Consider the following 24,352-nt stretch of genomic DNA (forward strand, 5'->3'; position numbering starts at 1 on the left):
CTTCACTTCTTCTGCGCTTTCCGCTTCTCCCCTCGCCCTCATGGGTTCTTCGTCGCCGGCCGGGTCATTGCGGGGCCCATTTCAGGCCCGCATAGAAGGTGCGGCCGGCCGTGGCATAGGTGCGTGCCAGTTGGTAATCCTTGTCGGCCAGGTTGTCCACCCGGGCCAGCAGCGTGACGTCGCGGGCGACGCGCGTGCTGGCGTACAGGTTGACGAGCGTGTAACCGCCCAGCACCGTGGTGTTGGCCGCGGTGTCGAAGCGCCGGCCCGAAGCCTGCACTTCGGTGCCCAGCGTCCAGCCCGCGATCTGCGTGTCGGCGCCGAAGGTGCCGTGGCGCTTGGAGCGGCGCGCCAGCAGCCGGCCGGTGTCCTCGTCGCGCGGGTTCTGGAAGTCCACCGAGCCGCGCAACTGCACGCCGGCCAGCTTGTAGGAGCCCGACAGCGTCACGCCGTCGTATTTGGCGCGCGCCGTGCTGGCATAGCAGCCGAAGGTGGAAAGGCAACCGCCCGCGCCGCCGAACACGATGAGGTTCTTCACGCGGTTGCGGTAGGCCACGGCCGAGAAAGTGCCGGCGCCCTCGGCCCAGCGCAGGCCCACTTCGGCATTGCGGCCTTCTTCAGGCTTAAGCGATGCCAGGCCGTATTCGCTGAAACGCTGGTACAGCGTGGGCGCGCGGAACGAGGTGCCGACGGAGGCCGTGGCGCGCCACTGCGGCGTGATGGCATAGCCGTAGGCGGCGCTGCCGGTGTTCTGGCCGCCGAACTCGCTGTCGGAGTCGTGGCGCACATTGAACTGCAGCGTGTGGCCGCCGGCGTTGAAGCCGTAGCCCAGCGCTAGCGCGTCTTGCGAGCGCTTGCTGTCGATGGGCGCGTTCTCCAGGCGGTCCTCGCGGCGCTCCAGCGCGGCAGTCACCAGATGCGAGCCCTGGCGCCACTCGTTCTGGAACAGGTAGCCGCGCAAGCGCGTGTCGGTGAGGTACACGGACGGCTTCGTCTGATATTCGTCGCGCGAGTCGGTGACCGACACGCGGGTCGTGTATTGCGGGGTCCACTTCGCGGCCCAGTTCAGGCCGAGGGCATGCATCTTGTGCAGGTTGCGGTCGTCGTTGCCCAGCGGCGTGGTGTCGTAGCCGGAGTTCATCTCGCTGGCGACCAGCGTGGCTTCCAGGCGGTGGACCGGATCGATCTGCAGGCCCAGGCGGGCGTTGCCCGACGTGCGGCGGTAGCCGTCCTTGTCGGGGTTCTGCGTGGCGACGGTGCGGGCGTTGAAGCCCTCGCTGGTCTCGCGCACCAGGCCCAGGGCATAGTCCACCGCGCCGCTGGCGCCGCTCAAACCGGCCTCGGCCTTGTAGGTGCCCTGGCTGCCCACGCCAACGCCGACATAGGGCGCCGTACCGGCCTCGCCACGGCGGGTGAAGATCTGCACCACGCCCCCGATGGCGTCGGAGCCATACACCGCGCCAGCCGGGCCGCGCAGCACTTCGATGCGGTCGATGATCGACAGCGGAATCGCCTCCCACGGCGCGCCGCCGGTGGATTGGGAATCCATGCGCACACCGTCGATGTACACGGCGGTGAAGCGCGTTTCGGCGCCGCGCAGGTAAAGGCTGGTGGCGCTGCCGGGTCCACCATTGCGCACCATCTCGACACCGGGCAGCCGCGCCAGCACGTCGGCCAGGCCGGTCGCGCCGCTGTTTTCGATGGCTTCGCGGTCCAGCACGGACACATCGGCCACGAGATCGGGCAGCGGCTGGGGCGTGCGCGTGGCGGCCACCACGGTTTCGCCCATCGAGGGCACACGCTGGTTTTGCGCAAGGAGCACCGGCGCGTCCTGCGCGTGCGCCGCGCACGACAAGGCGGCCACCGCAAGGGCCACGGAAACGGGCCGCAGGGACGAAGGCGCGGCAACGAAGGAGCGCGCGCGGAAGGAAGGCTTTTTCATGGAAACAGACAGGCTGGCAAACATCCCCGAGCCGGCTTCCCCGCCGGCATTGGGCGAAACAGCCGCGACTTCCGAACCGGGTCAGGTTCGACAAGCGCGGCCACGTTGTTGGCCGGTATCCGGGCTGGCGGAGCGCCCTTCAGCGCCTTCCCAGGCGCTTGTTCAAGGCGCCCAGTGGCTTGTGCTGAAGAGTGAGTCGGCCAATGCCGATTCGTCCGCTGACCGTTGCGGGGGCAGCGCAGGCGCGGTGCGTTCGGGTGAACGCGACCTCCCTGCTTCCCGTTGAACTGCGGCATGCGAACCATGCAGCGAGCACCAACCCGCGGATTTTACGACCGTTGCAAGCTGTAAACGACGCCGGATGGGCATGCGGTGGCGCCAACCCTACAATCGCGGCTGTATGGACCCAACCTCTCCCATCGACCAGATCGCCGAACGCGTGGAGCGGCTGCTGTTGCGCCATGCGGAACTGCAACGTGCCAATGCCTTGCTGACCGCCCAGGTGGTCCATCTCACGCAAGAGCGTGACTCGCTCAAATCCCGGCTCAACACCGCCCGCGCCCGTGTGGACGCGCTGCTGGAAAGCCTGCCCGCGACGCCCCCTGCGAAGGACGCCGAATGAAACAGATCGAAGTCCAGATCATGCAGCAGAGCTATCTGCTGGGCTGCCCCGAGGGCCACGAATCGCGCCTGCTGCAGGCCGTGGAGCGGGTGGACACCGCGATGACGCGCATCCGCGATGCCGGCAAGGTGCGGGCCCGCGAGCGCATCGCGGTGCTGGCAGCGCTCAACCTGGCCTTCGAGATCGCCGACCGCGAGGAGGCCGACCTGGCCACCCTCGCCTCGGCCGCGCAGGCGCCCACGCAGCCCGCGCCGCTGGCGGCTGAACCGAATGCCGCAAATGCCGGCTCTCCCGCGCTGGCAGCAGGGCCGGCGCAAGAGCCGCTGAGCGCCGACTCTGCCGGGCAACTGCAGTTGCTGCTGCGCCGCCTGGACAACGCCCTGGGCGACGACGGCCGCCTTCTTTGAAGACCCCTCTTTGAAACGTTACGCAACGGGCTATCGCGCGTTGCGAAAGCAGCGCCTACAATGGAGACGTCTGCGGTGCTGCCGGGCTTTATATTTCCTTGAACCAATGCTCACTGAGCACGGGCTTGGTAAATTGCCTGGTGAGCGTGATCATCTCGCGTCAGATGAACCCAACGCCTGGCTGCCCTCGCCCACCTGAACCCCCGGTTCAGGATGCCGGTCCGGTGGCATTCGCAGACACCTGTTTTTTCGCTCAGCCCGGCGGTCTTCACGCCGGCGCCGACGGTGCCCACGAATAGTTCTGGCGACTGGCCAGAAGGCGCCTGAACTCTTCGGCCGGCAAGGCCGGCGCACACAGAAACCCCTGGAAATAGCGGCAGTCCATCTGCTCCAGCGCCACGCGCTGCGCCTGCGTCTCGACCCCTTCCGCCACCACCTCGATGTGCAGCGCACGCCCCATGTGAACGATGGCGTTGATGATCGCGCGGTCGCCATCGTCATCGGGCAGCCCGCGCACGAACGACTGATCGATCTTGAGCTTGTGGATCGCGAGTTTCTTGAGATAGGCCAGGCTCGAATAGCCCGTGCCGAAATCGTCGATGGCCAGTCCAATGCCCAGTTCGGCCAGCGCGACCAGGCGCTGCTCCATCTCCTGCGCGTCCTGCAGCAGGATGGTTTCGGTCAGTTCGAGTTCGAGCAGCGTGGCAGGCAGGCCATGCTTGACTAAAAGCCGCGTGAGCCGCTCCACGAAGTCGGGCTGGCGGAATTCGAGCGCCGACACGTTCACCGCCATCACGAGCGGCGAACCCGAGCGCAGCCAGCGCGCGGCCTCTTGCACGGCCTGCTCCATGACCCATGACCCCAGCGTGATGATGTAGCCGGATTCTTCGGCCAGCGGAATGAACACGCCCGGCGACACCGGGCCCAGCTCCGGGTCGTTCCAGCGCAGCAGCGCCTCAGCGCCCACCACGCCGCCGGTCGACATGGCCACCTGCGGCTGGTAGTGCACCACCATGCGCTGCTGGCCCAGGGCCTGGCGCATGGCGTGCTCCAGCTTCATGCGCGACAGCAGGTCGGCATTCATCTGCGGCTGGTAGAAGCCGTAACTGCCACGGCCGCGTTCCTTGACGCGGTACATGGCGGTGTCGGCCTGCTTGATGAGATCGTCCAGCGTCTCGCCGTCCTGCGGATACAGGGCCACGCCGATGCTGCACTGGATGGAAAAGCCCATGCCATCGAGCATGAAGGGCCGCAGCATGTCTTCCAGCATGCGCCGCGCCACGCCCTCCGCCACCGCGGCATCGCCGCCGTGCAGGTACACCACGAACTCGTCGCCGCCCAGGCGGCACAGCATGTCGCTCTGGCGCAGGCAACCCTGCAGGCGCTGCGCCACGATCTGCAGCACCCGGTCGCCGAACAGGTGGCCCAGGGAGTCGTTGATGATCTTGAAACGGTCCAAGTCCACAAACAGAATGGCGAAGCCGGTCGTCTCCGAGCGAGCCCCCTGGATCGCCTCGAAGGCCTCCCCCACGCGGCGGGACAAGCGCAGCCGATTGGGCAGGCCAGTGAGCACGTCGCTATAGGCAAGCTCTTCGATGCGTGAGCGGGCCGCATGCTGCTGCGTGAGGTCGCGCATGAAGCCGATGCTCTGCAGCGCGTTGCCTTCTTCGCTGCGCAGCACCACCCAAGACAGGTGCACCGCGCAGGAGGGCTGCACGGCGCCGTCCGAACGGCCTTCGGGCAAGTGCAGTTCGCCTTCCCAGAAGCCGTCGCGTTCCCAGGCGGCCAGCACCCGGTCCAGCCAGACTTGCGAGCCTTCAGCCCCGAACAGCGAGACTGCCGGCGCACCGTGCAAGGCGACCGCTGGCGCGCCGATCAGGCGCTCGCAGCTCGGGTTCATGCGCACGATCTGGTGGCGGTCGTCGGCGATGAAGATGGCATCCAGACTGGAGTCGAACACGCGCGCGGCCAGGCGCAAGCTGGCTTGCGCCTGGGCATTCAGCGTCACGTCGCGGAACGAGAACACGCGGCCTACGGGCCGGCCCTGGCTCAGCTGCGGCACCGAGCGGCGCTCGATGATCGTGCCGTTGCGCAGGTGCAGGATGTCGGTGGTGTCGCGGTCAGGCTCCAGCGCGATGGAAGACAGGCGCGCCCGGTAGGCGTCGGCATCGGCCACCTGCTGCTGCATGTGGGCCACCACGGCTGCGTCGTTGCGCTGCACCAGCAGGTCGTCGGGCATTCCCCACAACTGCGCCAGGCGCTGGTTGAAGGCCCGCATGCGGCCCCCCATGTCGTACACGAGCATGCCGTCGGCCGCGGAGTCGAGCGTGGCGCGCAGCTCGGAGAGCAAGATTTCCAGTTCGCGCTCGGTCGAGGCCTGCTCGCGCCGGTCGATCATGGTCACCAGCAGCAGCGCCTCGCCCGACGGCGAATCCACGCGCGACACGCGCCGGTCCACCGCAATGAACTCGCCGTCGCCGCCCAGCAGGCCGGAATGCGAGTGAATGCCGCGCAGCAGGGCATCGCGGTCTTGCGCCCAGAAATACAGGTCTTCCGGGGTGCAGGCCAGCAGCTCGACGGCATCCGCACCCTCCATCGTCTCGGCGGATCGCCCCAGCAACGCGGACGCGCCGCGGTTGGCGAACCGGACCGCGAGCGTTTGCGGATCGACCAGCCAGACGGCCTCCAGCAAGCCGTCGAACACGGCTCGCCACACGTCGCCCTGTGCGCCGCGGATCACGCTCGGGCCCCGACCGGTGCCGCTTCCACGGCGCGCTCGAAGTAGTAGCAGATTCTTTTGCGGGGCGAGAGATAGTCGAGCGCGTCGCGCGGCAGCTGCGCGGGCCGCAGGCTGCGCCGGATGCCGAGCGCCGGCTGGTCTTCCAGATCAACCACCAGGGCATCGTCCTTGGAGACACCCGTCTCGTGCACGATCACCTTGGGGCGCAGCGGGCGAGCCGAGTTCACGGCCGTCACGATGGCGTAGCGGTCATCCACCAGTTGCACGATCGAGCCCGGCGGGTACACGCCCATCATGCGGATGAAGGCCCGCAGGACCACCGCATCGAACCGCTGCTTGTGCTGCGCGAAGATCACCGACAGGGCCTCGTGCGGCGTCAGCGCATTGGCACCTCGCAGCGGGTTGCACATGCGGTCGTAGTAATTGACGAGCGCCAAGACCTGGCCGCCGCGGGACATGTCGTCCCCCTTGAGCTGCAACGGAAACCCGCTGCCGTCGGCCATCTCATGGTGCTGCGCGATGGCGTCGATCACGGTCACGCTCAGGCCCATGCGCTCGGCCAGCACGACGGACTCGCCCACATGCGCTTCGTACAGGGCCTGATCTGCCGGGCCGAGTGCGGAATGCGGCTGGGCCACGTGCGGTGGCAGCGTGATCTTGCCCAGGTCATGCAGCAGCGCGGCCGTGCCCAGCGCCTGCATGTCGTCACCCAGCATGCCCAGGGCCTTGCCCAAAAGCAGCGACAGCACCATCACGTTGACCGAATGCAGCGCCGCGCGCGTTCCCACACGCTCGGACAACAGGCGGATGGCGGAATCGCCCTTGTCGAGCAGTTCGTCCACACAAGATGCCACCAGGGCATGGGTGGAGGTACGGGCCTCGGCAGGGTCTTGCTCGGCACTGGTGGCCAGGCGTTCGTACACGCGGGTGGCCCGGGCGAAGCGCTCGTCGCACGCGGCCAGCGAGCGGCTCTGCGCCTTGATGCGTTCGCGAAACTCCGCCATGGACGCCTGCGCGATCGACGGGCCCGCAGCCACGGGGACGCGCGCCGCTTCGGTCACGGGATCGGGTGCGGAGGGATGGCCGGGCGGCAGAAGGCCCTGCACGGACGGATCGCTTTTGGAGGGAAGCCAGCGCACCTGGGACAAGCCCAGCGCGGCCAGCGTACTGATCTGCTCCGGCGAAGCGATGCGGAAGCTGCTGACCGGAAAGGGGTGATTCATCCAGCCGAGGTCGAGCTGGATGTACATGCCCACACGCAGCCGGCCGACATCGATGAGGAGAGGAGTAGTCACTTTCGGGGGGCACCAACAAGGCGCCACGGTAGCGCCGGGGTATTCGTAACCATTATCACCAGTTAATGCACCCTCGTATCAAATGTCAAAATCTTCACATATGGGGCTGTCGATAGGTGATTACCGAAGGTGACGACATTCTCTTTTTTGCCTTTTTCCCTCTGCTCTATAAGCACCAGGGCGCGGCCTGGCGGTGAAAAACGTCCATCCACAGGCCCCACGCGGCGATGGCGAACAGCATCAGCCCGGCCGCGCGAACGCCCCAGCGTCCGCGGAGCCCCCCCGCAGCATCCCCATGCCGCACGCGCTGCCACAGCCACTGCCCGGCCATGAGCCAGGCAGTGCCGCCCAACCCGAAACACGCCATGGCCAACGCACCCCGCCAGGGATCGCCGCTCAACGCGGCCACCAGCAGCGCGGAATAAAGCAGCCCGCACGGCATGCAGGCCCAGGCCATGCCCGTGGAGAACAGCCCCCCGGGCGAGCGCACCCAAGGCGCCACGCGTTGCCACAGCCATTGGCCTGCGCGGTCGATCCATGCCGGCTGGCGCGCCTGCAACACGAGCAGCGCCGCCCAGGCCAGCACGGCGACATGCAGCAACGTCCAGGCGGGACGAAGCGCAGCGGCTTGCTGGGTCAGCCAGGCCAGGCGGTCCATGGCCCACGCTGCCATGGCGCCCGCCAAGGCGTAACCCGCGAGCCGGCCCAGGTGGAAAACGAGCGGCCTTGCCCAGCCTGCCCCAGGGACCGGTAACGCGACGGTTGCACCGGCCAACGGCTGGGCCGAGACCCGCAAGGGCTTGGAGCCCGCCCGCAAAATCACCCCGCACGGCGCCGCGCACATCGCCAGGCAATGGGGCCCGCCGGCCAGCCCCATGGCCAGCGCGGTCCAGAACAAGGTGCCGGTCATGGCCGCTCCCGTTGCCCTGCGGGGCTCAGATGATGCGGGAGAACCGCGCCCGGTTGCGGTCGGCCTGCAAGTAACGGTCGAACAGCATGGCGATGCCCCGCACAAAGAACCAGCCCATGGCGGTGACTTCGATGCCCTCCCCGCTCACGGTGACCAGGCCCTGCGCCTGCAGATCTTCCAAAGCCTCCAGCTCGGCCGAAAAGTACCGCTTGAAGTCGATCAGCCAGGCCTGTTCCATGGGCTCGAAAAGCACCTCGCCCTGGCACATCAGCGCCATGATCACGGAGCGGCGCACCAGATCGTCACGGCTCAGCGCGAGGCCCCGGACGATGGGCAGGCGCCCCTGGTTGATGAAGTCGTAGTACTCGTCCAGCGTTTTCGCGTTCTGGCTGTAGGTGGCGCCCACGCGCCCGATCGCCGACACGCCGAGGCCGAGCAGGTCGCAGTCCGGCTGCGTGCTGTAGCCCTGGAAGTTGCGGTGCAGCCGGCCCTGGCGCTTGGCCACGGCGAGCGCATCGTCCGGCAGCGCGAAATGGTCCATGCCGATATAGACGTAGCCTGCGTCCTGAAACGACTGCAGCGACCGCGACAGCATCGCCACCTTCGAGGCGGCCAGGGGCAGCTCGGCCGGAACGATGCGGCGCTGCGGCTTGAAGCGCTCGGGCAGGTGCGCATAGGCATAGAGCGCGATGCGATCGGGCCGCAACTCGCCCACCTGCGCCAGCGTGCGCTCGAACGACTCGGGCGTCTGCCGCGGCAGGCCGTAGATCAGGTCCACGTTGATCGACTCGAACCCCTGCGCCCGGGCAGCGGCCACCAGGTCGAACACCTGGCTCGCCGGCTGCACGCGGTGCACGGCCTTTTGCACTTCGGGATCGAAATCCTGCACGCCGAAGCTCAACCGGTTGAAGCCCAGTTCGGCCAACAAGGCCAGCCGGCCGGCGTCCACCGTGCGGGGATCGACCTCGATCGAATACTCGCCGCCCGGCGCCAGTGTGAAGCTGCGCTGGAGCATGGCCATCAGCGACCGCAGGCCGTCGTCGGTCAGAAACGTCGGGCTGCCCCCGCCCAGGTGCAACTGGCTCACCACCTGCCCCACCCCGCACTGGGCCGTGTGCAGATCGATCTCACGGCTCAGGTAGCGCAGGTACACGTCGGCCCGCTCGGGGTGCCGGGTGATGATCTTGTTGCAGGCGCAGTAGTAGCACAGCGACTCGCAAAAGGGGATGTGCACGTAAAGGGACAGCGGCAGCGCCTTGGTGGCGGACCCCAGCCGGCGCTGCTGCAGGGCGAGGATGTATTCCTCCTGGCCGAAGGCCTCCACGAACCGGTCCGCGGTCGGGTAGGAGGTGTAGCGGGGGCCGGGCACGTCGAAGCGGCGCAGGAGTTCGGGGGTGACATCGATCATGGGATTTCCTTGTGCCCACTCAATGTGCCGCAGGCCTCCACGGAAACCCTTGACCCAGGTCAAGGGTTCTGCAGTCCGGCGCTGCCACAATTGATCCATGACAGGCGCTCTGCATTCGCCCGGGCTCTCCCGCGCTGGCGGCAGCCGCTCTTCCACCCCTCATCAAAGGCCTTGCCCATGAATCCGCAAACCATCAAAGTGGCATGCTCGAACTGCAACCTGCGCGAGCTGTGCATGCCGCTGGGCCTGAACGACCAGCAACTGCAGCGGATCGACGAGATCGTGGCGGTGCGCCGCAAGGTCAAGCGCGGCGCCACCCTGTTTCGCAATGGCGAGACTTTCAGTTCGCTCTTCGCGATCCGCACCGGCTTCTTCAAGACCTGCGTGGCCACCGAAGACGGCCGCGATCAGGTCACCGGTTTTCAGATGGCGGGCGAGATCATCGGCCTGGACGGCATCGTGAGCGACCACCACACCTGCGACGCCGTGGCGCTGGAAGACGCCGAAGTCTGCGTGATGCCCTTCGACCGCATCGAAGAGCTGTCGCGCGAAGTCACCGCGCTGCAGCACCACGTGCACAAGATCATGAGCCGCGAGATCGTACGCGAGCACGGCGTCATGCTCCTGCTGGGCAGCATGCGGGCCGAGGAGCGCCTGGCGGCCTTTCTGCTCAACCTGGTACAGCGCCTGCACGCCCGGGGCTTTTCGCAATCGGAACTGGTGCTGCGCATGACGCGTGAGGAAATCGGCAGCTACCTGGGTCTCAAACTCGAAACGGTGAGCCGGACCTTCTCCAAGTTCGTCGAAGACGGCATCGTCGAAGTCAAGCAACGCCACGTGCGCATTCTGGAAACCGAAGCGCTCAAGCGCATCGTGAATTCACAGAGCTGCCACTGACCCCTCCCTCCTCTGCCATCACGGTCGAAACGGCTGCGATGGCAACCCTCACAGCCCTGGGGTATGCCGGGCGCAATCGGCCGGGCGGTCCGTCACCGGCACCGGGCAGCGGTTCAGTTCGAAGGGCGACATCGCCAGCAGCGTGGTGAGCGCGCTCGACGCCATCGTCACCAGCCAGAACGCGAAGAAGGCGACGGTATAGACGCCCTCGCGCGACAGCGCCAGCGGCTGGCCGAACCAGTGCATGTCCTGCGGGTCCACCAGGGCGAAGACCAGCATCTCCAGCACGCCGGCCATCAAAAAGGCCGGCCAGGCAATCCACATCAGGCGTTGGGTCCACATTGCGCTTGTCTCCTCATCCAGGGTTGGGGCCGTCGCGATCAGGGATCAGTCAACAGCGAGTCGCGGTCAAATCGATCGGCAGGCTGCCGCCGTCAGCGCGGCTGATCCTGCGCAGGGGTGGCCGCGTGGTTGCGCGCCTTCATGGCCGGGGCCAGGCTGAGCGGTTTGCCTTCGAGCGTCTTGTTGATCTCGATGCCTTGGCGGTAATAGTCTTCCGCCACCACGGGGTCCGGGCGCACCACCGCCACCCACAGCGTGGCAAAGCCTGCGACGACCACGGCGGCGGGCCCAGCGATCACCATCCAGACGAGGCCGAACTTCCACCAGGGGGCGGTCTGCGGCGGCACTGGAACGGAAGCGGGAGCGTGAGCGGGGACGGCATTGGTAGGGGATGACATGGCATTCACTCCTGAAAACAAAAACGGCGGCTTCGAAAAAGACTCTTGAAAACGACGAGGTAACGAGGGCCGGTTCACCGTGGCACCAGGAACACCGATTTCTCGGTGACGTGGTCGTCACGGCCCAGCGTCTGCACGTTGAACTGCACCGGGTGCGAACCGGGCGGTGCCGACCCATACGGAACCTGCAGCCGCACCGCCACCCAGCGCGACTCGGCGGCACCCACCTCCACCTCGGCGTCCGATGCCACCCGCAGCCCGTCGAGCCCCTGCGCGCCGATGCGGTAGCGCTGGGCGGTTTCGGTGGCGTTCATGATCTGAAGGCGGTAGATGTTCTCCAGCTGCCCGCCCGCCACGATGCGCGAGAGCGAGGCACGGTCGCGCACCACGTCCACCTTGAAGGGCGTGCGGACGACCAGGCTGGCCAGCAGCCCGACGCACAAGGCCACCAGCACGGCGCTGTACACCAGCACCCGGGGCCGCAGCACGCGGCGCAGCATCTGCAGGCGGTTCCAGCCCGCGGCCACGCCGTTCTGGGTGGAAAAGCGGATGAGTCCCCGCGGGTAGTGCATCTTGTCCATCACCGTGTTGCACGCATCCACACACAGGCCGCAGCCGATGCACTCGTACTGCAAGCCGTCGCGGATGTCGATGCCCACCGGGCACACCTGCACGCACAAGGTGCAGTCGATGCAGTCGCCCAGACCCTTGGCTTTGTGGTCCACCGCCTTGGTGCGGGGGCCGCGCGGCTCGCCCCGCGCCACGTCGTACGTGACGATGAGCGTGTCGCGGTCGAACATGGCGCTTTGAAAGCGGGCGTAGGGGCACATGTACTTGCAGACCTGCTCGCGCATGAAGCCGGCATTGCCGTAGGTGGCAAAACCGTAGAACAGCACCCAGAAGATCTGCCAGCCGCCCTGCAGCGCCAGCAGTTCGCCGCCCAGTTCACGAATCGGCACGAAATAGCCCACGAACGTGAAGCCCGTCCACAGCGCCACGGCGATCCACAGAAACTGCTTGAGCGTCTTCTTGCGGATCTTCTCGAAGGTCCAGCCGCCGGCGTCCAGCCGCAGGCGGGCGCTGCGGTCGCCCTCCACGCGGTGCTCGATCCACAGAAAGATCTCGGTGTACACCGTCTGCGGGCAGGCGAAGCCGCACCAAAGGCGGCCCGCTACCGCCGTGAACAGGAACAGCGACATCGCGCTGATGATGAGCAGTCCCGTGAGGTAGATGAAATCCTGCGGGTACAGCACCAGCCCGAACAGATAGAACCGCCGCGCGCCCAGGTCGAACAGCACCATCTGCCGCTCGCCCCATTGCAGCCAGGGCAGCGCGTAGAACACGAGTTGCGTGATCGCCACCATCGCCCAGCGCCAGCGGGCGAACACCCCGCGGATGGAGCGCGGGTAGATCTTCTTTTGCGCCTCGTACAGCGACACCAACTCCGATGCCGCGTCGCTGCCGTTGCCGGCAACCGGGGTGATGGGAATGACCTTGCGGGGGCTCCCGCTGGGTGGCTTCATGGCGGTTCTCTAAAGGGGCGGACGAATGACGCCGCCAGGGCTGGAAACAGGTGCTTCAAGTTCCAAGGTTCAGCGCACCGGGTTGCCCCGGTTGGACAGGCCCCACACATACGCGGCCAGCACGCCGATCTGCGCCTCGGTCAGCTTGTCGGCCTGGGCCGGCATGACGTTGACCTTGCCGTGGTTGACCATCGCGGTGATGGCCGCTTCGCCCCAGCCGTGCAGCCACACGTCGTCGGTGAGGTTGGGCGCGCCCAGGGCGGTGTTGCCCTTGCCGTCCATGCCGTGGCAGGCGGCGCACGCGGTGAACTTGGACTTGCCCAGCGAGGCGCGCAGCGAATCGTGCGGACTGCCCGACAGGCTCAGCACGTAGTGCGCGAGATTGCGGATCTCTTCGGGCGAACCCACGGCCGCGGCCATGGGCGGCATGGTGCCGGTGCGGCCCTTCTCCAGCGTCTCGCGGATGTTCTCGGGCGCACCACCGTGCAGCCAGTCGTTGTCGGCCAGGTTGGGAAAGCCCTTGCCGCCGCGGGCGTCCGAGCCGTGGCATTGCGCGCAGTTGTTCATGAACAGCCGCTCGCCGATGGCCATGGCTTCGGGGTTGGCGGCCATCTCCTCGGTCTTCATCGCCGAGAACTTGGCGTACAGCGGCTCCAGCTCGGTGCGGGCCTTGGCCATCTCGGCCTCGTACTCGCCTTGCTGCGTCCAGCCGAACTGGCCGGTGAAGCGCCCCAGGCCCGGATAGGCGGCCAGGTAGCCGAAGCCGAACACGATGGTCAGCACGAACAGCCACATCCACCAGCGCGGCATGGGGTTGTCCATCTCTCTCAGGTCCTCGTCCCAGACGTGGCCCGTGGTGTTGTCGGTGCTGGGCGCGACCTTCTTGCGGGCCGTGATCCACAGCAGCAGCAGGCAGCCCAGGATGCCGACCACGGTCAGCCCCGCCACATACAGCGACCAGAAATTGTGGGTGAAGTCACTCATGTCGTTCTCGTTGTTTTGTGAGGATCAGTCTTGCTCGAAGGGCAGGCGCGCGGCCTCGTCGAAGCGGGCCCGATTGCGGCGCGAGAACGCCCAGACCAGGATGCCGAGGAAGCAAGCGAGCGAAGCCAGCGTGGCGGCGATGCGCACAGTGGTGATGTCCATGACGGTTCCTTGCAGGGTTACTTGAGGGCCCGGCCCATGACCTGCAGATAGGCCACGAGCACATCCATCTCGGTCTTGCCCTTGACCTCATCGGCCGCGGCAGCGATCTGCTCGTCGGTGTAAGGCACGCCCACCGTGCGCAGTGCCTTCATGCGCGGCGCGGCCACGGCGGGATCGACCGGAGTCTTCTCCAGCCAGCTATAGGCAGGCATGTTGGATTCGGGCACCACGTCGCGCGGGTTGTTCAGGTGGATGCGATGCCACTCGTCGCTGTACTTGCCGCCCACGCGGTGCAGGTCGGGGCCGGTGCGCTTGCTGCCCCACTGGAACGGGTGGTCGTACACGAACTCGCCCGCCACCGAGTAGTGGCCGTACCGCAGCGTCTCGGCGCGGAAGGGGCGGATCATCTGCGAATGGCAGTTGTAGCAACCCTCGCGCAGATAGATGTCGCGGCCCAGCAGTTGCACCGCCGTGTAGGGCTGCACGCCCGACACGGGCTCGGTCGTGGACTTCTGGAAGAACAGCGGCACGATCTCGGCCAGGCCGCCGATGGCGACCACCAGCACGATCAGCACGATCATCAGGAAGTTGTTGGTCTCGATCTTCTCGTGCGAGAAGCCGGCCGTCTTTGCGTTGTGTTCGGACATGGAATGCGCTCCTCGGGGCTCAGGCATGGGCCGTGTTCACGACGGCGGGGATCGACACCTTGGCCGAGCGGCCCGAGATGGCGGTGGCCCATACGTTCCAGGCCATCACCAACATGCCGCCCAGGTACAGCAGACCACCGGCGAAGCGGACCACGTAGAACGGATAGGTGGCCTTCACGCTCTCGACGAACGTATAGGTGAGCGTGCCGTCGGGGTTGATGGCGCGCCACATCAGGCCCTGCATGACGCCGGCGATCCACATCGCGGCGATGTACAGCACGATGCCGATGGTGGACATCCAGAAGTGCAGCTCGATGGCGGGCACCGAATGCATCTTTTCGCGGCCGAACAGGCGCGGAATCAGGTAGTACAGCGATCCCATGGTGATCAGCCCGACCCAGCCCAGGGCTCCGGCATGCACGTGGCCCACGGTCCAGTCGGTGTAGTGGCTCAGGGCGTTGACGGTCTTGATGGACATCATCGGACCCTCGAACGTGGCCATGCCGTAGAACGACAGCGACACGATCAGGAAACGCAGGATGGGGTCGTCGCGCAGCTTGTGCCAGGCGCCCGAGAGCGTCATCACGCCGTTGATCATTCCGCCCCAGCTGGGGGCCAGCAGGATCAGCGAGAACACCATGCCCACCGATTGCGTCCAGTCCGGCAGCGCGGTGTAGTGCAGGTGGTGCGGGCCCGCCCACATGTAGGTGAAGATCAGCGCCCAGAAGTGCACGATCGACAGGCGATAGCTGTACACCGGGCGGCCGGCCTGCTTGGGGATGAAGTAATACATCATCCCCAGGAAGCCCGCGGTGAGAAAGAAGCCCACGGCGTTATGGCCGTACCACCACTGCACCATCGCGTCCTGCACGCCGGCATAGGCCGAGTAGCTCTTCATCCAGCCTGCGGGCACTTCGGCGCTGTTGACCACGTGCAGCAGCGCCACCGCCAGGATGAACGCGCCGAAGAACCAGTTGGCCACGTAGATGTGCCGCACCTTGCGCCGGCCGATCGTGCCGAAAAACACGATGGCGTAAGACACCCACACCAGCGTGATCAGGATGTCGATGGGCCATTCCAGCTCGGCGTATTCCTTGCCGGTGGTGTACCCGAGCGGCAGGCTGACGGCCGCCGCCACGATGACGAGTTGCCAGCCCCAGAACGTGAACGAGGCCAGCGGCCCGGCGAACAGCCGCACCTGGCAGGTGCGCTGCGCCACGTAGTAGCTGGTGGCGAACAACGCGCAGCCGCCGAAGGCGAAGATCACCGCGTTGGTGTGAAGCGGCCGCAGCCGGCCGTAGCTGAGCCACGGAATGCCGAAGTTGAGTTCCGGCCAGGCCAGCTGCGCGGCGATGAAGACGCCGACCAGCATGCCCACCACCCCCCACACCACGGCCATGATCGAAAACTGCCGCACGACGGTGTCGTCGTAATGCGCGGCAGCGGTTTTTGGAGATTCCATCGTGCACCTCTTTGATTGCACGGAAAGTTTCTTCCGGATACGCGTTTGGGGCATTGACGCAAGTCAATCGTTGCGATGAACGCGCCAGGGGTCATAGGGCTCTAGCCCAACATCTGGCAGCAATGCTGTCCATACATGGGTTGCGGCATGAGTGAGCAACCACAGAGAAGCGAAAATGGATCTCCAACAAGAAATTAGGAGTCACTGGGCGGATTCAACTTGAAGCGCAATACCTGTGTTGCCAATGAAGAAGGCGATCCAGGCCAGCGAGTACGAAAGGTTCGGAATCCTGCCGGAGCCGGTGGTGGTTTGACCCAATGAAGGGTAGAGGAAGTTCGCCCTTGGGCTGACGTCTATCTGAAGCGCCTCACTGTTTTGTCGGCACTGCCTGCGCTATAGCGCATCCAACGAGCTGAGAATGCCGCGGTCACCCTTGTTGAGCAAATGGGTGTAAATCATGGTGGTGCTTACATCTGCATGGCCCAGCAATTCTTGCAGGGCGTGAATGTCATAACCTGCCCGCAACAAGTGTGTTGCAAAGGAATGGCGCAGCACATGCGTGCTAAAGGGCTTGTCGATCTGCGTCAGGCGGGCCGCCTCGCGTACCGCACGCTGCACCGATTCCGGGTACACATTGCAGTACCGTGATGCGGTCTTTATTGCCTTTCCCCTCGCGGATCAGAATCTCCCGCCGCGCAAACTCTATATCTCACCCACAGGCGAAGCGCCTGTAATAAGCGCATGCCGGTGCCATAGCAATTGGTAATCACAAACCGGTCGTGCCCTGCGTGTGCAACAACAGCTCTCGCCTTCAGATGCGGTCAGCGCTACAGGCAAGCGCTTGGGAGGTTTGTCCTGCCCTACCTCGTCAAGCCACGGCAGATCGATGCCCAGCACCTACTTGTACAAACACAGAATCGCGGTTTTCGCCTGATTTTGGGTAGGCGCTGACACCTGTCAAGCGACCATCAGGTGTGTCAAAAACGCTTCGACCTCTGCCGCCCCATCTCCCGCGGGTGCCGCTTGCCATGAAACAGAATAAACCGCCGCGCCCAGTCCACATACGTCGCCTCGGTGCGGATGCTGTAGTGCCGCGTGCGCAGGTGGTCCCGCATCAATCGAGTAGTTTATTTGGAGGCTGGCGTCGGAGGACATGGCCAGCGTACGGAAGTGGGACGCTCTCGCACTAGGATGCCATCCGCATTATTTAGTTTTGGCTAAACGGCGGCAAGCGGGGACTTACCGTGCTACAGCGAGATGAGGATTGCTTTCAAGGACTGGGATCGCTAGTATTCAGTCATCCAAATCCAGTAGGCGACTCGATGGCACTTAAACAGCTTGATACGCTACTCACTGTGCCTATTGGAATAAATATTTCACATTCTTTGTGATCAAACGTTCACTGGTTTCATCTCAAAAGCTAGAAAATGACATCTCATATTTGAAAGATTTTTCGACATTCAAATTTTTCGACCCCAGCTCAAGATCTACATGAAATAATTTGGACACTAGAATCAAAGTTGTCCTACAAAGAAAGAAGTGGCAAAAACGATCGCTTTATTTAATATTTTTCCACTTTCGTTGCAACTTTTATTTTTATCGCACTTGATATGGAAAAGGCAAATTGCGAAAAATTCAGAACCGATCACCTGGAAGTATCAAAATGCGCTGAGAGGAGAACATTATGCCCAACAATTCATTCAAACCGAAATCGCTTCGCGGACCGGTCTAAATCAAGCAGTAGAGCGCTTATCCACCTGCACCCTCCGATTGAAACAGCATGAAATCAAGAATATTCATTGGATCGTCCGTAGAAGGCCTGAGCATTGCATATGCAATACAACAAAACCTTCTGCATGACGCGGAAACAACCGTATGGGATCAAGGCGTATTCGAACTGTCCGGAACAACCATTGCATCACTAACAAAAACACTTTCAGAATCGGATTTCGGGATATTTGTTTTTAGCCCAGACGACGTCGTGAAAATCAGAGAGAAAGAGTCTCCTTCAGTTAGAGATAATGTACTGTTTGAGATGGGACTGTTTATTGGAAGATTAGGTAAGGATCGAGTATTTTTCATACTCCCAAAAGGCGCCGACATACACATTCCTAGTGATTTGTTGGGCATAACTCCAGGGCTCTACGATCCAAATCGCTCTGACGGAAGTATGCAGGCTGCAACTGGCCCAGTTAGCCATCAAATCCGGCTTCAAATAAAAACGCTAGGGCCACTAAACGCTGAAAAAACTGCACCGAGCGAGCCACAAGAATCCAAAGAACCAGATGAAAAGCCAACCCAATGGATCTATGATTTTCTTGACAAACGCTACGATATAGCAATCAAAAAGCTGAAAGAATCAGTCGGAACTGAAGATGGCATGAGCCAAGACAAGACTGAGGCTTGGATCGCCTATTGTGAATTCAAAAAGAATCAAACCACTGGGTTGAGCCAGATTTCTGAGGTATCTAAGAAATTCCCAATTGCGGTTGAGGCACAAGCTCTAATAGCCTCATTCTTAAGAAATGAAAAACTTACCGACAAAGCAACTGAGTTACTTGAGTCGTTACCAACCGAGGTTAAAGATCACCCCGCAATTAGAGTCGCTTTAGCAGAATGCCATGCATCAAACGAAGACGATGAAAAGGCAATAGAACTTCTCAGCAAGAGTGATCCACAATTAAATCCAGATGTCGCACTTTTTCTTGCTAACTTACAAGAAGAGAAAGATGACAAAACAGGAGCTTTTAAAACTGTAGCTTCATCATACGCGAACCACCAACGACACATCGAATTACGGTACAAACTTGCTCGCTTGGCAATGGATGAAGATCACAACGAAATTGCATTGTTTTTGCTAGATGAACTTTCAAAAGAACACCCAAAATCCTCCGATTATCACGGCTATTTTGGGAATTGCTGCGTAGCACTAGATCTGCTAGATCAAGCCATGCAAGCCTATAAGAAAGCTGAAGAAGCGGCCCCAGAATCCGGACGCTCATGGATTATCAGCAATATTGGAAATATATATTTTGCCAAAGGATTGCCAAGTGAAGCTATTAAGCATTTTGATCGGAGTATTGAAAGTTACAAAAGTAGTGAATATGCGCATGATCGCCTGTCGCGCTCCATCAAAATGAAGGAAGAAGAGCAAAAATCCATGTCAAAGAAGATAAAAGAAGGGCTGCAGAAACTGCGTCACCTGTGCAAAGAGACGTCTTCAGCAACCGAGGTCTAACTGTCGGTTCAACGCGGACGACTACACTGGCCATGGCTTTGCCATTTTTATGGCAAGTGTTGGCGCCCTACGCGCTTCGCGCTCCGGCGCCGGTTAACCGGGGCTTAGTTCTTTCATATTCCGCTTTATGCAGGTCCGCATTCATTGCAGCGCTTCGGCTTTCTGAGAGGTTTTCCTTTTGGGTTTTGGCGTCGCGCTGGGCGTCGCGTGCAATCGCTGCACCAGATTCAAACCTTTTGGCCTTTAGCGCTTTTGTAGCAAGCGCTGCCAGCTATGATTCTTGTAGCGCTGCGCCACTTCCGTGGCGCGGCGCTTTTCCCTGGGCCGCGGCCGTCTTCAAGTCAGGGCGCTCCCTTTGGCCTCCGGGTCTAACTGTTCGTCGCAGCCGACCGCCTTCGGCGGCGACTGAAATCAGGTTAGGGTGCACCAATGCCGCTCGTTAAACATAAGCCGTTCGACGGTCTCGATGCACGCTCCCGAGGTAATCTTTCTACATCCGCATGGTCGCTCTGTGTCGGTGCCGGAGTGTCGTTCGGACTGGTGCCCACTTGGCAGGAGCTCACGAGGCGCGTAGTAAACGAAGCGTTTAGTACCGCATACGACGATGCAGGGTTTGAGGATCTGGTTAAGGCGACCCGGTGGAGTTTGGATGCACTGTTACAGGGAGCGGCAAATAAGCTAGCTCTCGTGGGCAAGCCTAAAGAGACATTTGGAGAACTCCTCGAGTCCGCGCTGTACTCTGACTTGCTGACTCAAGCGGACGCCGCAGGATTGAAGAAGTGCCTGAGTGACGCGCTAAACAATCCGCGTTGGCTGAGGAAGGAGGAAATACTCGAGCTAACAGACTTTTTCGAGAACTCTCACGGCGGAAGTACGCTGGTGAATCTGTCTCGATCCCTCGCAGAAGCTAAGGAAACGCGAAAGGGGCCGCAGGCGATCATCAACTTCAACGCCGACACGCTTCTCTTTGCATTGCTCGACCTATTCCTTATCCGCGCACACGCGGCCAAAATCGGGAAATGGGAACACCCTTCTTTTGCTTTCGTTCGAACGCTTCGTGGCATTGATGGTCTCCCCGCTGGTGCGACCCCTATTTTCCACTGCCATGGGGCCATTTCACCTTCACCAAGCGGTCGACTGAAGAAGGCGAAACGTCGTGACTCCAGAGAGCACCTCGTCTTCACCGAGGCAGACTATCTAAGCATTGCGGGGAATGTCGCGACCTGGGCTCAATCGCTGTTTTTGTTTCACGCTCAGAGCTCGAGGCTTCTGATCGTTGGACACTCGCTGTCTGATCCGAACATCCGCAAGTGGCTTGCTTGGAGCCTCAGCAGTTCGGTGGAGGAAATGGCAGCAGTGAGTACCGCGAGCGAGTTCACCGCCCGCCATATTTGGGTGGCCAAGCGCCCCAAGGAAGCTGATCAGCGTCAGATTCAGGAGATTTCTTTGCTTCACTTGGGTGTCCGCGTGTGCTGGTTGGATGACTGGGAGCAGATCGGTGGCGTGTTCGACAACTTGCTGGCGTTGTAGGGTGCGCCCCAACCCATCATTCCAGCGGACTGCCTGCGGCGCCCGCTGAATTCAAGCCTTAGGTATCACCAATGACGGTCTGCGAACTCCAATTCAGGTGCAACAAGCGATGGGACGAACTGGCCCCAACGGCGAGTGCCTCAGCAAGGTACTGCTATGACTGCCGAAAGGCGGTCTTCATGGTCAAGACACGGGACGCACTCGTCCTGGCCTCGGCACTCGGGAGATGTGTGGGTATTGCAGACGACAACGACTTCATCGGCGATATCGGAGAGCCGTCGTTCGATTGGATGGAGCCCGGATTCTTCGAAGGCCTCTCTCTCAGGGCGATCAACCGATCAGAGCATCCAGACTTCCTGGCCTGCGGCTTCTGTTTCCAAAGGTGTTTGACAGTGGGCCTTCGGAGGCACAGTTGTTGGCTGGCCACTCTGTGCTCGTTCCCGAACTTGGGCTTGGCCCACGAGAGCTATTGCTCGTCGAATTAAAGACCCATGCGCCAGAGCTTGCTGCGACCAGCGTCGCGTAAGCCGTCACTCAAGCGGACGCGCCTTCTGCGCGCCGCCTACTTTCAAGGTAAGCCATTTATGCCACGCCAAAATACACGTCTTGAGTCAGAACGTGCAGTTATTGTGACTTGGTGACTGAGCTATAAGAACGTCATTCGTCGCGCAGGATGCGCTCGCCCTCTTGCTCCACGTCCTCGAACTGGCCGCGGTACACGGCCCAGCCCAGGCCCATCAGGACCAGCAGCACCAGCACCACGGACAGCGGAATGAGCAGGTAAAGGATGTCCATCACACGCCTTCCGGCAGGGGCACGGCGCTGTGGCCCGCCGGTGCCGCAGCGGGAGCACCCGGGGAGCCGACACCGGCTGCCAGCCGCGCTGCATTTGCCACCACCAGCAACGAACTGAGCGCCATGCCCAGCCCTGCAAGCCAAGCCGGCATCCACCCCGCCACGGCCAGCGGCACGCACAGCGCGTTGTAGAGCGCGGCCCACCACAGGTTCTGCCGCACCACGCGCAAGGTGCGGCGGGCCAGCAGCAGCGCGTGCACCACCTGCTCCAGGTCGCCGCCCATCACCACGAAATCGGCGCGGGACTGCGCCAGGGGCACCGCGCGGCCGAAGGCGAACGACACATGCGCGCCTGCCAGCACCGGGCCGTCGTTCAGGCCGTCGCCCACCATGGCCACGCGGTGCCCGCGCGCCTGCTCGGCCTGCAGCAGCGCCAGCTTGTCCTGCGGGGTGCAGTCGCCCCGCGCCCGGTCGATGCCCACCTGCGCGGCGATGCGCCGCACCGCGCCCGGCCGGTCGCCCGACAGCAACTGCACGGCCACGCCGGCCTCTCGCAGGCGGCGCACAGCGCGGGGCGCTTCGGGCCGCAATTCTTCACTCCAGTCGAAGCGAGCCAGTTCCACCCGCGTGCCGTCGCTGCGCTGCTCGGACAGCACCACCTGCTGGGCGGCGGCTTCGCCTTCTGCCTCGGTGCCCGCGTGGCGCACGGACCCCAGGCGCACGGTGCGCTCACGCAAGGCCAGCGCGTCGCAGCCCGGCCCGCTGGCGGATTCACCCAACCGGGCGACCAGGCCCTGGCCGGCCCATTCGTGCACCTCCAGCACCTGCCAGCGCGGGTCCGCCGCCAGGCCTTGCTGCGAAGCCGCCGCCACCAGGGCGCGCGACACCGGGTGCACCGAATGGGCCGCCACAGCCGCGGCCAGCGCCAGAACCTCCGCGCTGTCCAGGCCCGGCGCCGGGTGCACACCGCGCACGGCCATTCCGTCCCGCGTGAGGGTGCCGGTCTTGTCGAACACCACCGTGTCCACGCCGGCCAGGGCTTCCAGCGCCTGCAGATGCCGCACCAGCACGCCCTGGCGCGCCAGCGTGCCTGCCGCGGTGAGCATGGCCACGGGCGTGGCGAGCGACAGTGCGCACGGGCAGGTCACGATGAGCACCGCCACCGCCACCATGAGCGCATGGCCCGGGTCGGTCGGCCACCACCAGGCAGCCGCCAGCGCGGCAGCCGCGAGCACCGCCAGCAGGAACGGCCGTGCGATGCGGTCCGCCAGTTGCGCCAGCCGGGGTTTTTGCAGCGAAGCGCTTTCCATCAGCGCCACGATCTGGGCGAAGCGGGTGTCGGCGCCCACGCGCTCCACCCGCACCTGCACGGCCGACTGCAGGTTGTAGCTGCCAGCAGTGACCGCACTGCCCGCCGAGCGGGCCACGGGCGTGGACTCGCCCGTCAGCAGCGCCTCGTCCGCCAGGGTCGCGCCCTGGGTGATGCAGCCGTCGGCCGGGAAGGCTTCGCCCGGCAGCACGCGCACGGTATCGCCCACGGCCAGGCGGCGAACGGCCACGCGCACGAACGCGCCATCGGCGCGCAGGCGCTCCACGCTGTCGGGCAGGCGGTTCATCACGGCCTCCAGCGCGCCGGCCGTGCGGTCGCGAAGGCGCAGCTCCAGCCAGCGGCCGGTGAGCAGGAAGAAGACGAACATGGTCAGCGAGTCGTAGAACACCTCGCGGCCGAACAGCCCCGCCGGGTCGAACGTGCCCGCCGTGCTCACCCCGAAGGTGATCGCCATGCCGACGGCTACCGGTAAATCCATGCTGACCCGGCGCAGCCGCACGTCGCGCAGCGCGTTCGCAAAGAACGGCCCGCAGGCAAAGATGACCACCGGCAGCGTGATCACCCACGACGCCCAGCGCAGCAGGTGCTCCATCTCGGCGGTGAGATCGCCCGGCTGCGCCACATAGGCGGGCCACGCGTACATCATCACCTGCATCATGCAAAAGCCCGCCACCAGCCAGCGCCACAGCGCGCGGCGGTGCTCGCGCTGGCGCTGCGCGCGGGCGAAGGCGTCCATGGCCGGCAAAGCCCGGTAGCCCGCACGCCGCACCGCCGCCATCCACTGCGAAGGCCGCACGCGGGCCGCATCCCACACGATGCGCGCGCGCCGGGTGGCCGCGCTCACGTCGGCCTGCACCACGCCGGGCACGCCTCGCAGGGCTTCTTCGATGGTGAGCGCGCAGGCGGCGCAGTGCATGCCTTCCAGCACCACGTGCGATTCCCAGACCTGGGCGGTGTCGTCGGCGTCGGCATCGGCGCCCAGCGCATCAGGCCTGGAGGGCCGGCCGAACGAAGGCCACTCCTGCGGATCGTCCAGCAGCGATGCCGCCGCAGCCGTGGCGTCCGGCGCGTCGGCAAAAGGCAGGTCGGGTTCTGGCAACGGCGCAGCGCGGTACGAGGGCATGGCCCGAGGCTAAGCGCCCTTCCCCGCGGCCGCCTTGACGTGGATCAAGCCGGGACCGGGGCGGCCCCTTCGACGACCGAATCAGGCTTTGAGCCAAATGTGCCTCCAGCGCAATCAACACTATGGAACATAGCTATCAAAATAGGAGCACGCCCTCGGCAACGCCCCTGCCCACCCACCCGTCAGTGGTTGCCCAGGTACAGCTGCGCCATGCGCTCGTCGGCCAGCAACCCGGCAGCCGGGCCCTGCAGCACGCAGCGCCCCTGATCGAGGATGTAGCCTTGCTGGCTGATCTGCAGCGCCTGGCGTGCGCGTTGCTCCACCATCAGCACGGCCACGCCGGCGGCGGGCAGCTTCTGCACCATGTCGAATACCTTGCCGACCAGCGACGGCCCCAGCGCGGCGGTGGGTTCGTCCAGCACCATGATGCGGGGCGACGGCATCAGCGCACGGGCGAAGGCCAGCTGCTGGCGCTCGCCGCCGGACAGGTCGCTGGCTGGCTGCGGCAGGCGCTCGACCAGCGCGGGGAAGTCGGCCAGCACCGCATCCATGCGGCGCTTGACGTGGGGCACGCCGCGCACCACCAGCAGGTTTTCG

General features: G+C 64.0%; 23 protein-coding genes and 1 riboswitch. Of the genes, 6 read left to right on the forward strand and 17 right to left on the reverse strand.

All coding sequences use genetic code 11. The features are described from left to right. Positions 1 to 64 precede the first annotated feature (64 nt). Complete coding sequence (locus BLT03_RS19600; protein ID WP_092745478.1) at positions 65 to 1,942, reverse strand: TonB-dependent receptor domain-containing protein; 1,878 nt, start codon at positions 1,940 to 1,942, stop codon at positions 65 to 67. 93 nt (positions 1,943 to 2,035) lie between these two features. Further along, positions 2,036 to 2,277: riboswitch (cobalamin riboswitch) on the reverse strand. Positions 2,278 to 2,342: 65 nt separating this feature from the next. Here BLT03_RS19600 and BLT03_RS19605 point away from each other — a divergent pair. After that, on the forward strand, positions 2,343 to 2,564 hold the full coding sequence (locus tag BLT03_RS19605) for a DUF904 domain-containing protein (RefSeq protein ID WP_092745479.1): 222 nt from the start codon (positions 2,343 to 2,345) through the stop codon (positions 2,562 to 2,564). Then, positions 2,561 to 2,971 carry a cell division protein ZapA gene (locus BLT03_RS19610; RefSeq protein WP_092745451.1) on the forward strand — a complete coding sequence of 137 codons (411 nt, stop codon included), beginning with the start codon at positions 2,561 to 2,563 and terminating at the stop codon, positions 2,969 to 2,971. The genes BLT03_RS19605 and BLT03_RS19610 overlap by 4 nt, the downstream gene beginning before the upstream one ends. Positions 2,972 to 3,239: 268 nt before the next feature. Here BLT03_RS19610 and BLT03_RS19615 read toward each other — a convergent pair whose 3' ends face one another. From BLT03_RS19615 to hemN, 4 genes are all read right to left on the reverse strand, one after another. After that, complete coding sequence (locus BLT03_RS19615) at positions 3,240 to 5,687, reverse strand: sensor domain-containing protein (protein ID WP_434802417.1); 2,448 nt, start codon at positions 5,685 to 5,687, stop codon at positions 3,240 to 3,242. 20 nt (positions 5,688 to 5,707) lie between these two features. Continuing rightward, positions 5,708 to 7,006, reverse strand: a complete 1,299-nt coding sequence (locus BLT03_RS19620; RefSeq protein ID WP_092745453.1) for a cyclic di-GMP phosphodiesterase — start codon at positions 7,004 to 7,006, stop codon at positions 5,708 to 5,710. A 166-nt stretch (positions 7,007 to 7,172) separates the two neighbouring features. Beyond that, on the reverse strand, positions 7,173 to 7,916 hold the full coding sequence (locus tag BLT03_RS19625; protein WP_092745454.1) for a sulfite exporter TauE/SafE family protein: 744 nt from the start codon (positions 7,914 to 7,916) through the stop codon (positions 7,173 to 7,175). Positions 7,917 to 7,941: 25 nt separating this feature from the next. After that, positions 7,942 to 9,324, reverse strand: coding sequence for an oxygen-independent coproporphyrinogen III oxidase (gene hemN, locus BLT03_RS19630; protein WP_092745455.1), 1,383 nt, complete (start codon positions 9,322 to 9,324; stop codon positions 7,942 to 7,944). 177 nt (positions 9,325 to 9,501) lie between these two features. Between hemN and fnr the strand changes: the two genes are divergently transcribed. Beyond that, complete coding sequence (gene fnr / locus BLT03_RS19635) at positions 9,502 to 10,221, forward strand: fumarate/nitrate reduction transcriptional regulator Fnr (RefSeq protein ID WP_092745456.1); 720 nt, start codon at positions 9,502 to 9,504, stop codon at positions 10,219 to 10,221. Between the two features lie 48 nt (positions 10,222 to 10,269). On the opposite strand, the gene BLT03_RS19640 is transcribed toward fnr, so the two are convergent. The 9 genes from BLT03_RS19640 to BLT03_RS25120 all read right to left on the reverse strand — a co-directional run bounded on the left by BLT03_RS19640 (position 10,270) and on the right by BLT03_RS25120 (position 16,854). Beyond that, the gene (locus BLT03_RS19640) at positions 10,270 to 10,563 is read right to left on the reverse strand and encodes a hypothetical protein (protein WP_092745457.1); all 294 of its coding nucleotides are present in this window, start codon (positions 10,561 to 10,563) and stop codon (positions 10,270 to 10,272) included. A 92-nt stretch (positions 10,564 to 10,655) separates the two neighbouring features. After that, positions 10,656 to 10,961, reverse strand: a complete 306-nt coding sequence (locus tag BLT03_RS19645) for a FixH family protein (protein WP_092745480.1) — start codon at positions 10,959 to 10,961, stop codon at positions 10,656 to 10,658. Between the two features lie 74 nt (positions 10,962 to 11,035). After that, positions 11,036 to 12,484, reverse strand: a complete 1,449-nt coding sequence (gene ccoG / locus BLT03_RS19650) for a cytochrome c oxidase accessory protein CcoG (protein WP_092745458.1) — start codon at positions 12,482 to 12,484, stop codon at positions 11,036 to 11,038. A 69-nt stretch (positions 12,485 to 12,553) separates the two neighbouring features. After that, positions 12,554 to 13,468, reverse strand: coding sequence for a cytochrome-c oxidase, cbb3-type subunit III (gene ccoP, locus BLT03_RS19655; RefSeq protein ID WP_092745459.1), 915 nt, complete (start codon positions 13,466 to 13,468; stop codon positions 12,554 to 12,556). Positions 13,469 to 13,492: 24 nt separating this feature from the next. After that, positions 13,493 to 13,630 carry a cbb3-type cytochrome oxidase subunit 3 gene (locus BLT03_RS19660; RefSeq protein WP_092745460.1) on the reverse strand — a complete coding sequence of 46 codons (138 nt, stop codon included), beginning with the start codon at positions 13,628 to 13,630 and terminating at the stop codon, positions 13,493 to 13,495. Between the two features lie 17 nt (positions 13,631 to 13,647). Then, positions 13,648 to 14,277: a cytochrome-c oxidase, cbb3-type subunit II gene (ccoO, locus tag BLT03_RS19665; protein ID WP_092745461.1), complete on the reverse strand. Its 630-nt coding sequence runs from the start codon at positions 14,275 to 14,277 to the stop codon at positions 13,648 to 13,650. Between the two features lie 19 nt (positions 14,278 to 14,296). Then, a complete protein-coding gene (gene ccoN / locus BLT03_RS19670) occupies positions 14,297 to 15,739 on the reverse strand; it encodes a cytochrome-c oxidase, cbb3-type subunit I (RefSeq protein ID WP_092745462.1) in 1,443 nt (480 codons plus the stop codon). Positions 15,740 to 16,132: 393 nt separating this feature from the next. Further along, positions 16,133 to 16,372, reverse strand: coding sequence for a tyrosine-type recombinase/integrase (locus BLT03_RS24085; RefSeq protein WP_245711468.1), 240 nt, complete (start codon positions 16,370 to 16,372; stop codon positions 16,133 to 16,135). A 344-nt stretch (positions 16,373 to 16,716) separates the two neighbouring features. After that, complete coding sequence (locus BLT03_RS25120; RefSeq protein WP_139160455.1) at positions 16,717 to 16,854, reverse strand: phage integrase N-terminal SAM-like domain-containing protein; 138 nt, start codon at positions 16,852 to 16,854, stop codon at positions 16,717 to 16,719. 665 nt (positions 16,855 to 17,519) lie between these two features. Here BLT03_RS25120 and BLT03_RS19680 point away from each other — a divergent pair. The 3 genes from BLT03_RS19680 to BLT03_RS19685 are packed head-to-tail and all read left to right on the forward strand — an operon-like array spanning position 17,520 to position 20,507. Then, a complete protein-coding gene (locus tag BLT03_RS19680; RefSeq protein ID WP_092745463.1) occupies positions 17,520 to 18,977 on the forward strand; it encodes a TIR domain-containing protein in 1,458 nt (485 codons plus the stop codon). Between the two features lie 32 nt (positions 18,978 to 19,009). After that, complete coding sequence (locus BLT03_RS24095; protein WP_139160456.1) at positions 19,010 to 19,420, forward strand: DUF1010 domain-containing protein; 411 nt, start codon at positions 19,010 to 19,012, stop codon at positions 19,418 to 19,420. Continuing rightward, a complete protein-coding gene (locus BLT03_RS19685) occupies positions 19,407 to 20,507 on the forward strand; it encodes an SIR2 family protein (protein WP_092745464.1) in 1,101 nt (366 codons plus the stop codon). Before BLT03_RS24095 ends, BLT03_RS19685 begins: the two co-directional genes overlap by 14 nt. Before the next feature lie 657 nt (positions 20,508 to 21,164). Here BLT03_RS19685 and ccoS read toward each other — a convergent pair. The 3 genes from ccoS to BLT03_RS19705 all read right to left on the reverse strand — a co-directional run. Beyond that, positions 21,165 to 21,302 carry a cbb3-type cytochrome oxidase assembly protein CcoS gene (gene ccoS, locus BLT03_RS19695; protein ID WP_092745466.1) on the reverse strand — a complete coding sequence of 46 codons (138 nt, stop codon included), beginning with the start codon at positions 21,300 to 21,302 and terminating at the stop codon, positions 21,165 to 21,167. Next, entirely contained in the window at positions 21,302 to 23,755 is a 2,454-nt protein-coding gene (locus tag BLT03_RS19700; protein WP_092745467.1) for a heavy metal translocating P-type ATPase, read from the reverse strand. The genes ccoS and BLT03_RS19700 overlap by 1 nt, the downstream gene beginning before the upstream one ends. A gap of 182 nt (positions 23,756 to 23,937) precedes the next feature. Continuing rightward, on the reverse strand, positions 23,938 to 24,352 hold a 415-nt coding region (locus tag BLT03_RS19705), incomplete at its 5' end, for an ATP-binding cassette domain-containing protein (protein WP_139160457.1).

It is taken from the genome of Paracidovorax valerianellae (genome assembly GCF_900102625.1).
Lineage (GTDB): Bacteria > Pseudomonadota > Gammaproteobacteria > Burkholderiales > Burkholderiaceae_C > Paracidovorax > Paracidovorax valerianellae.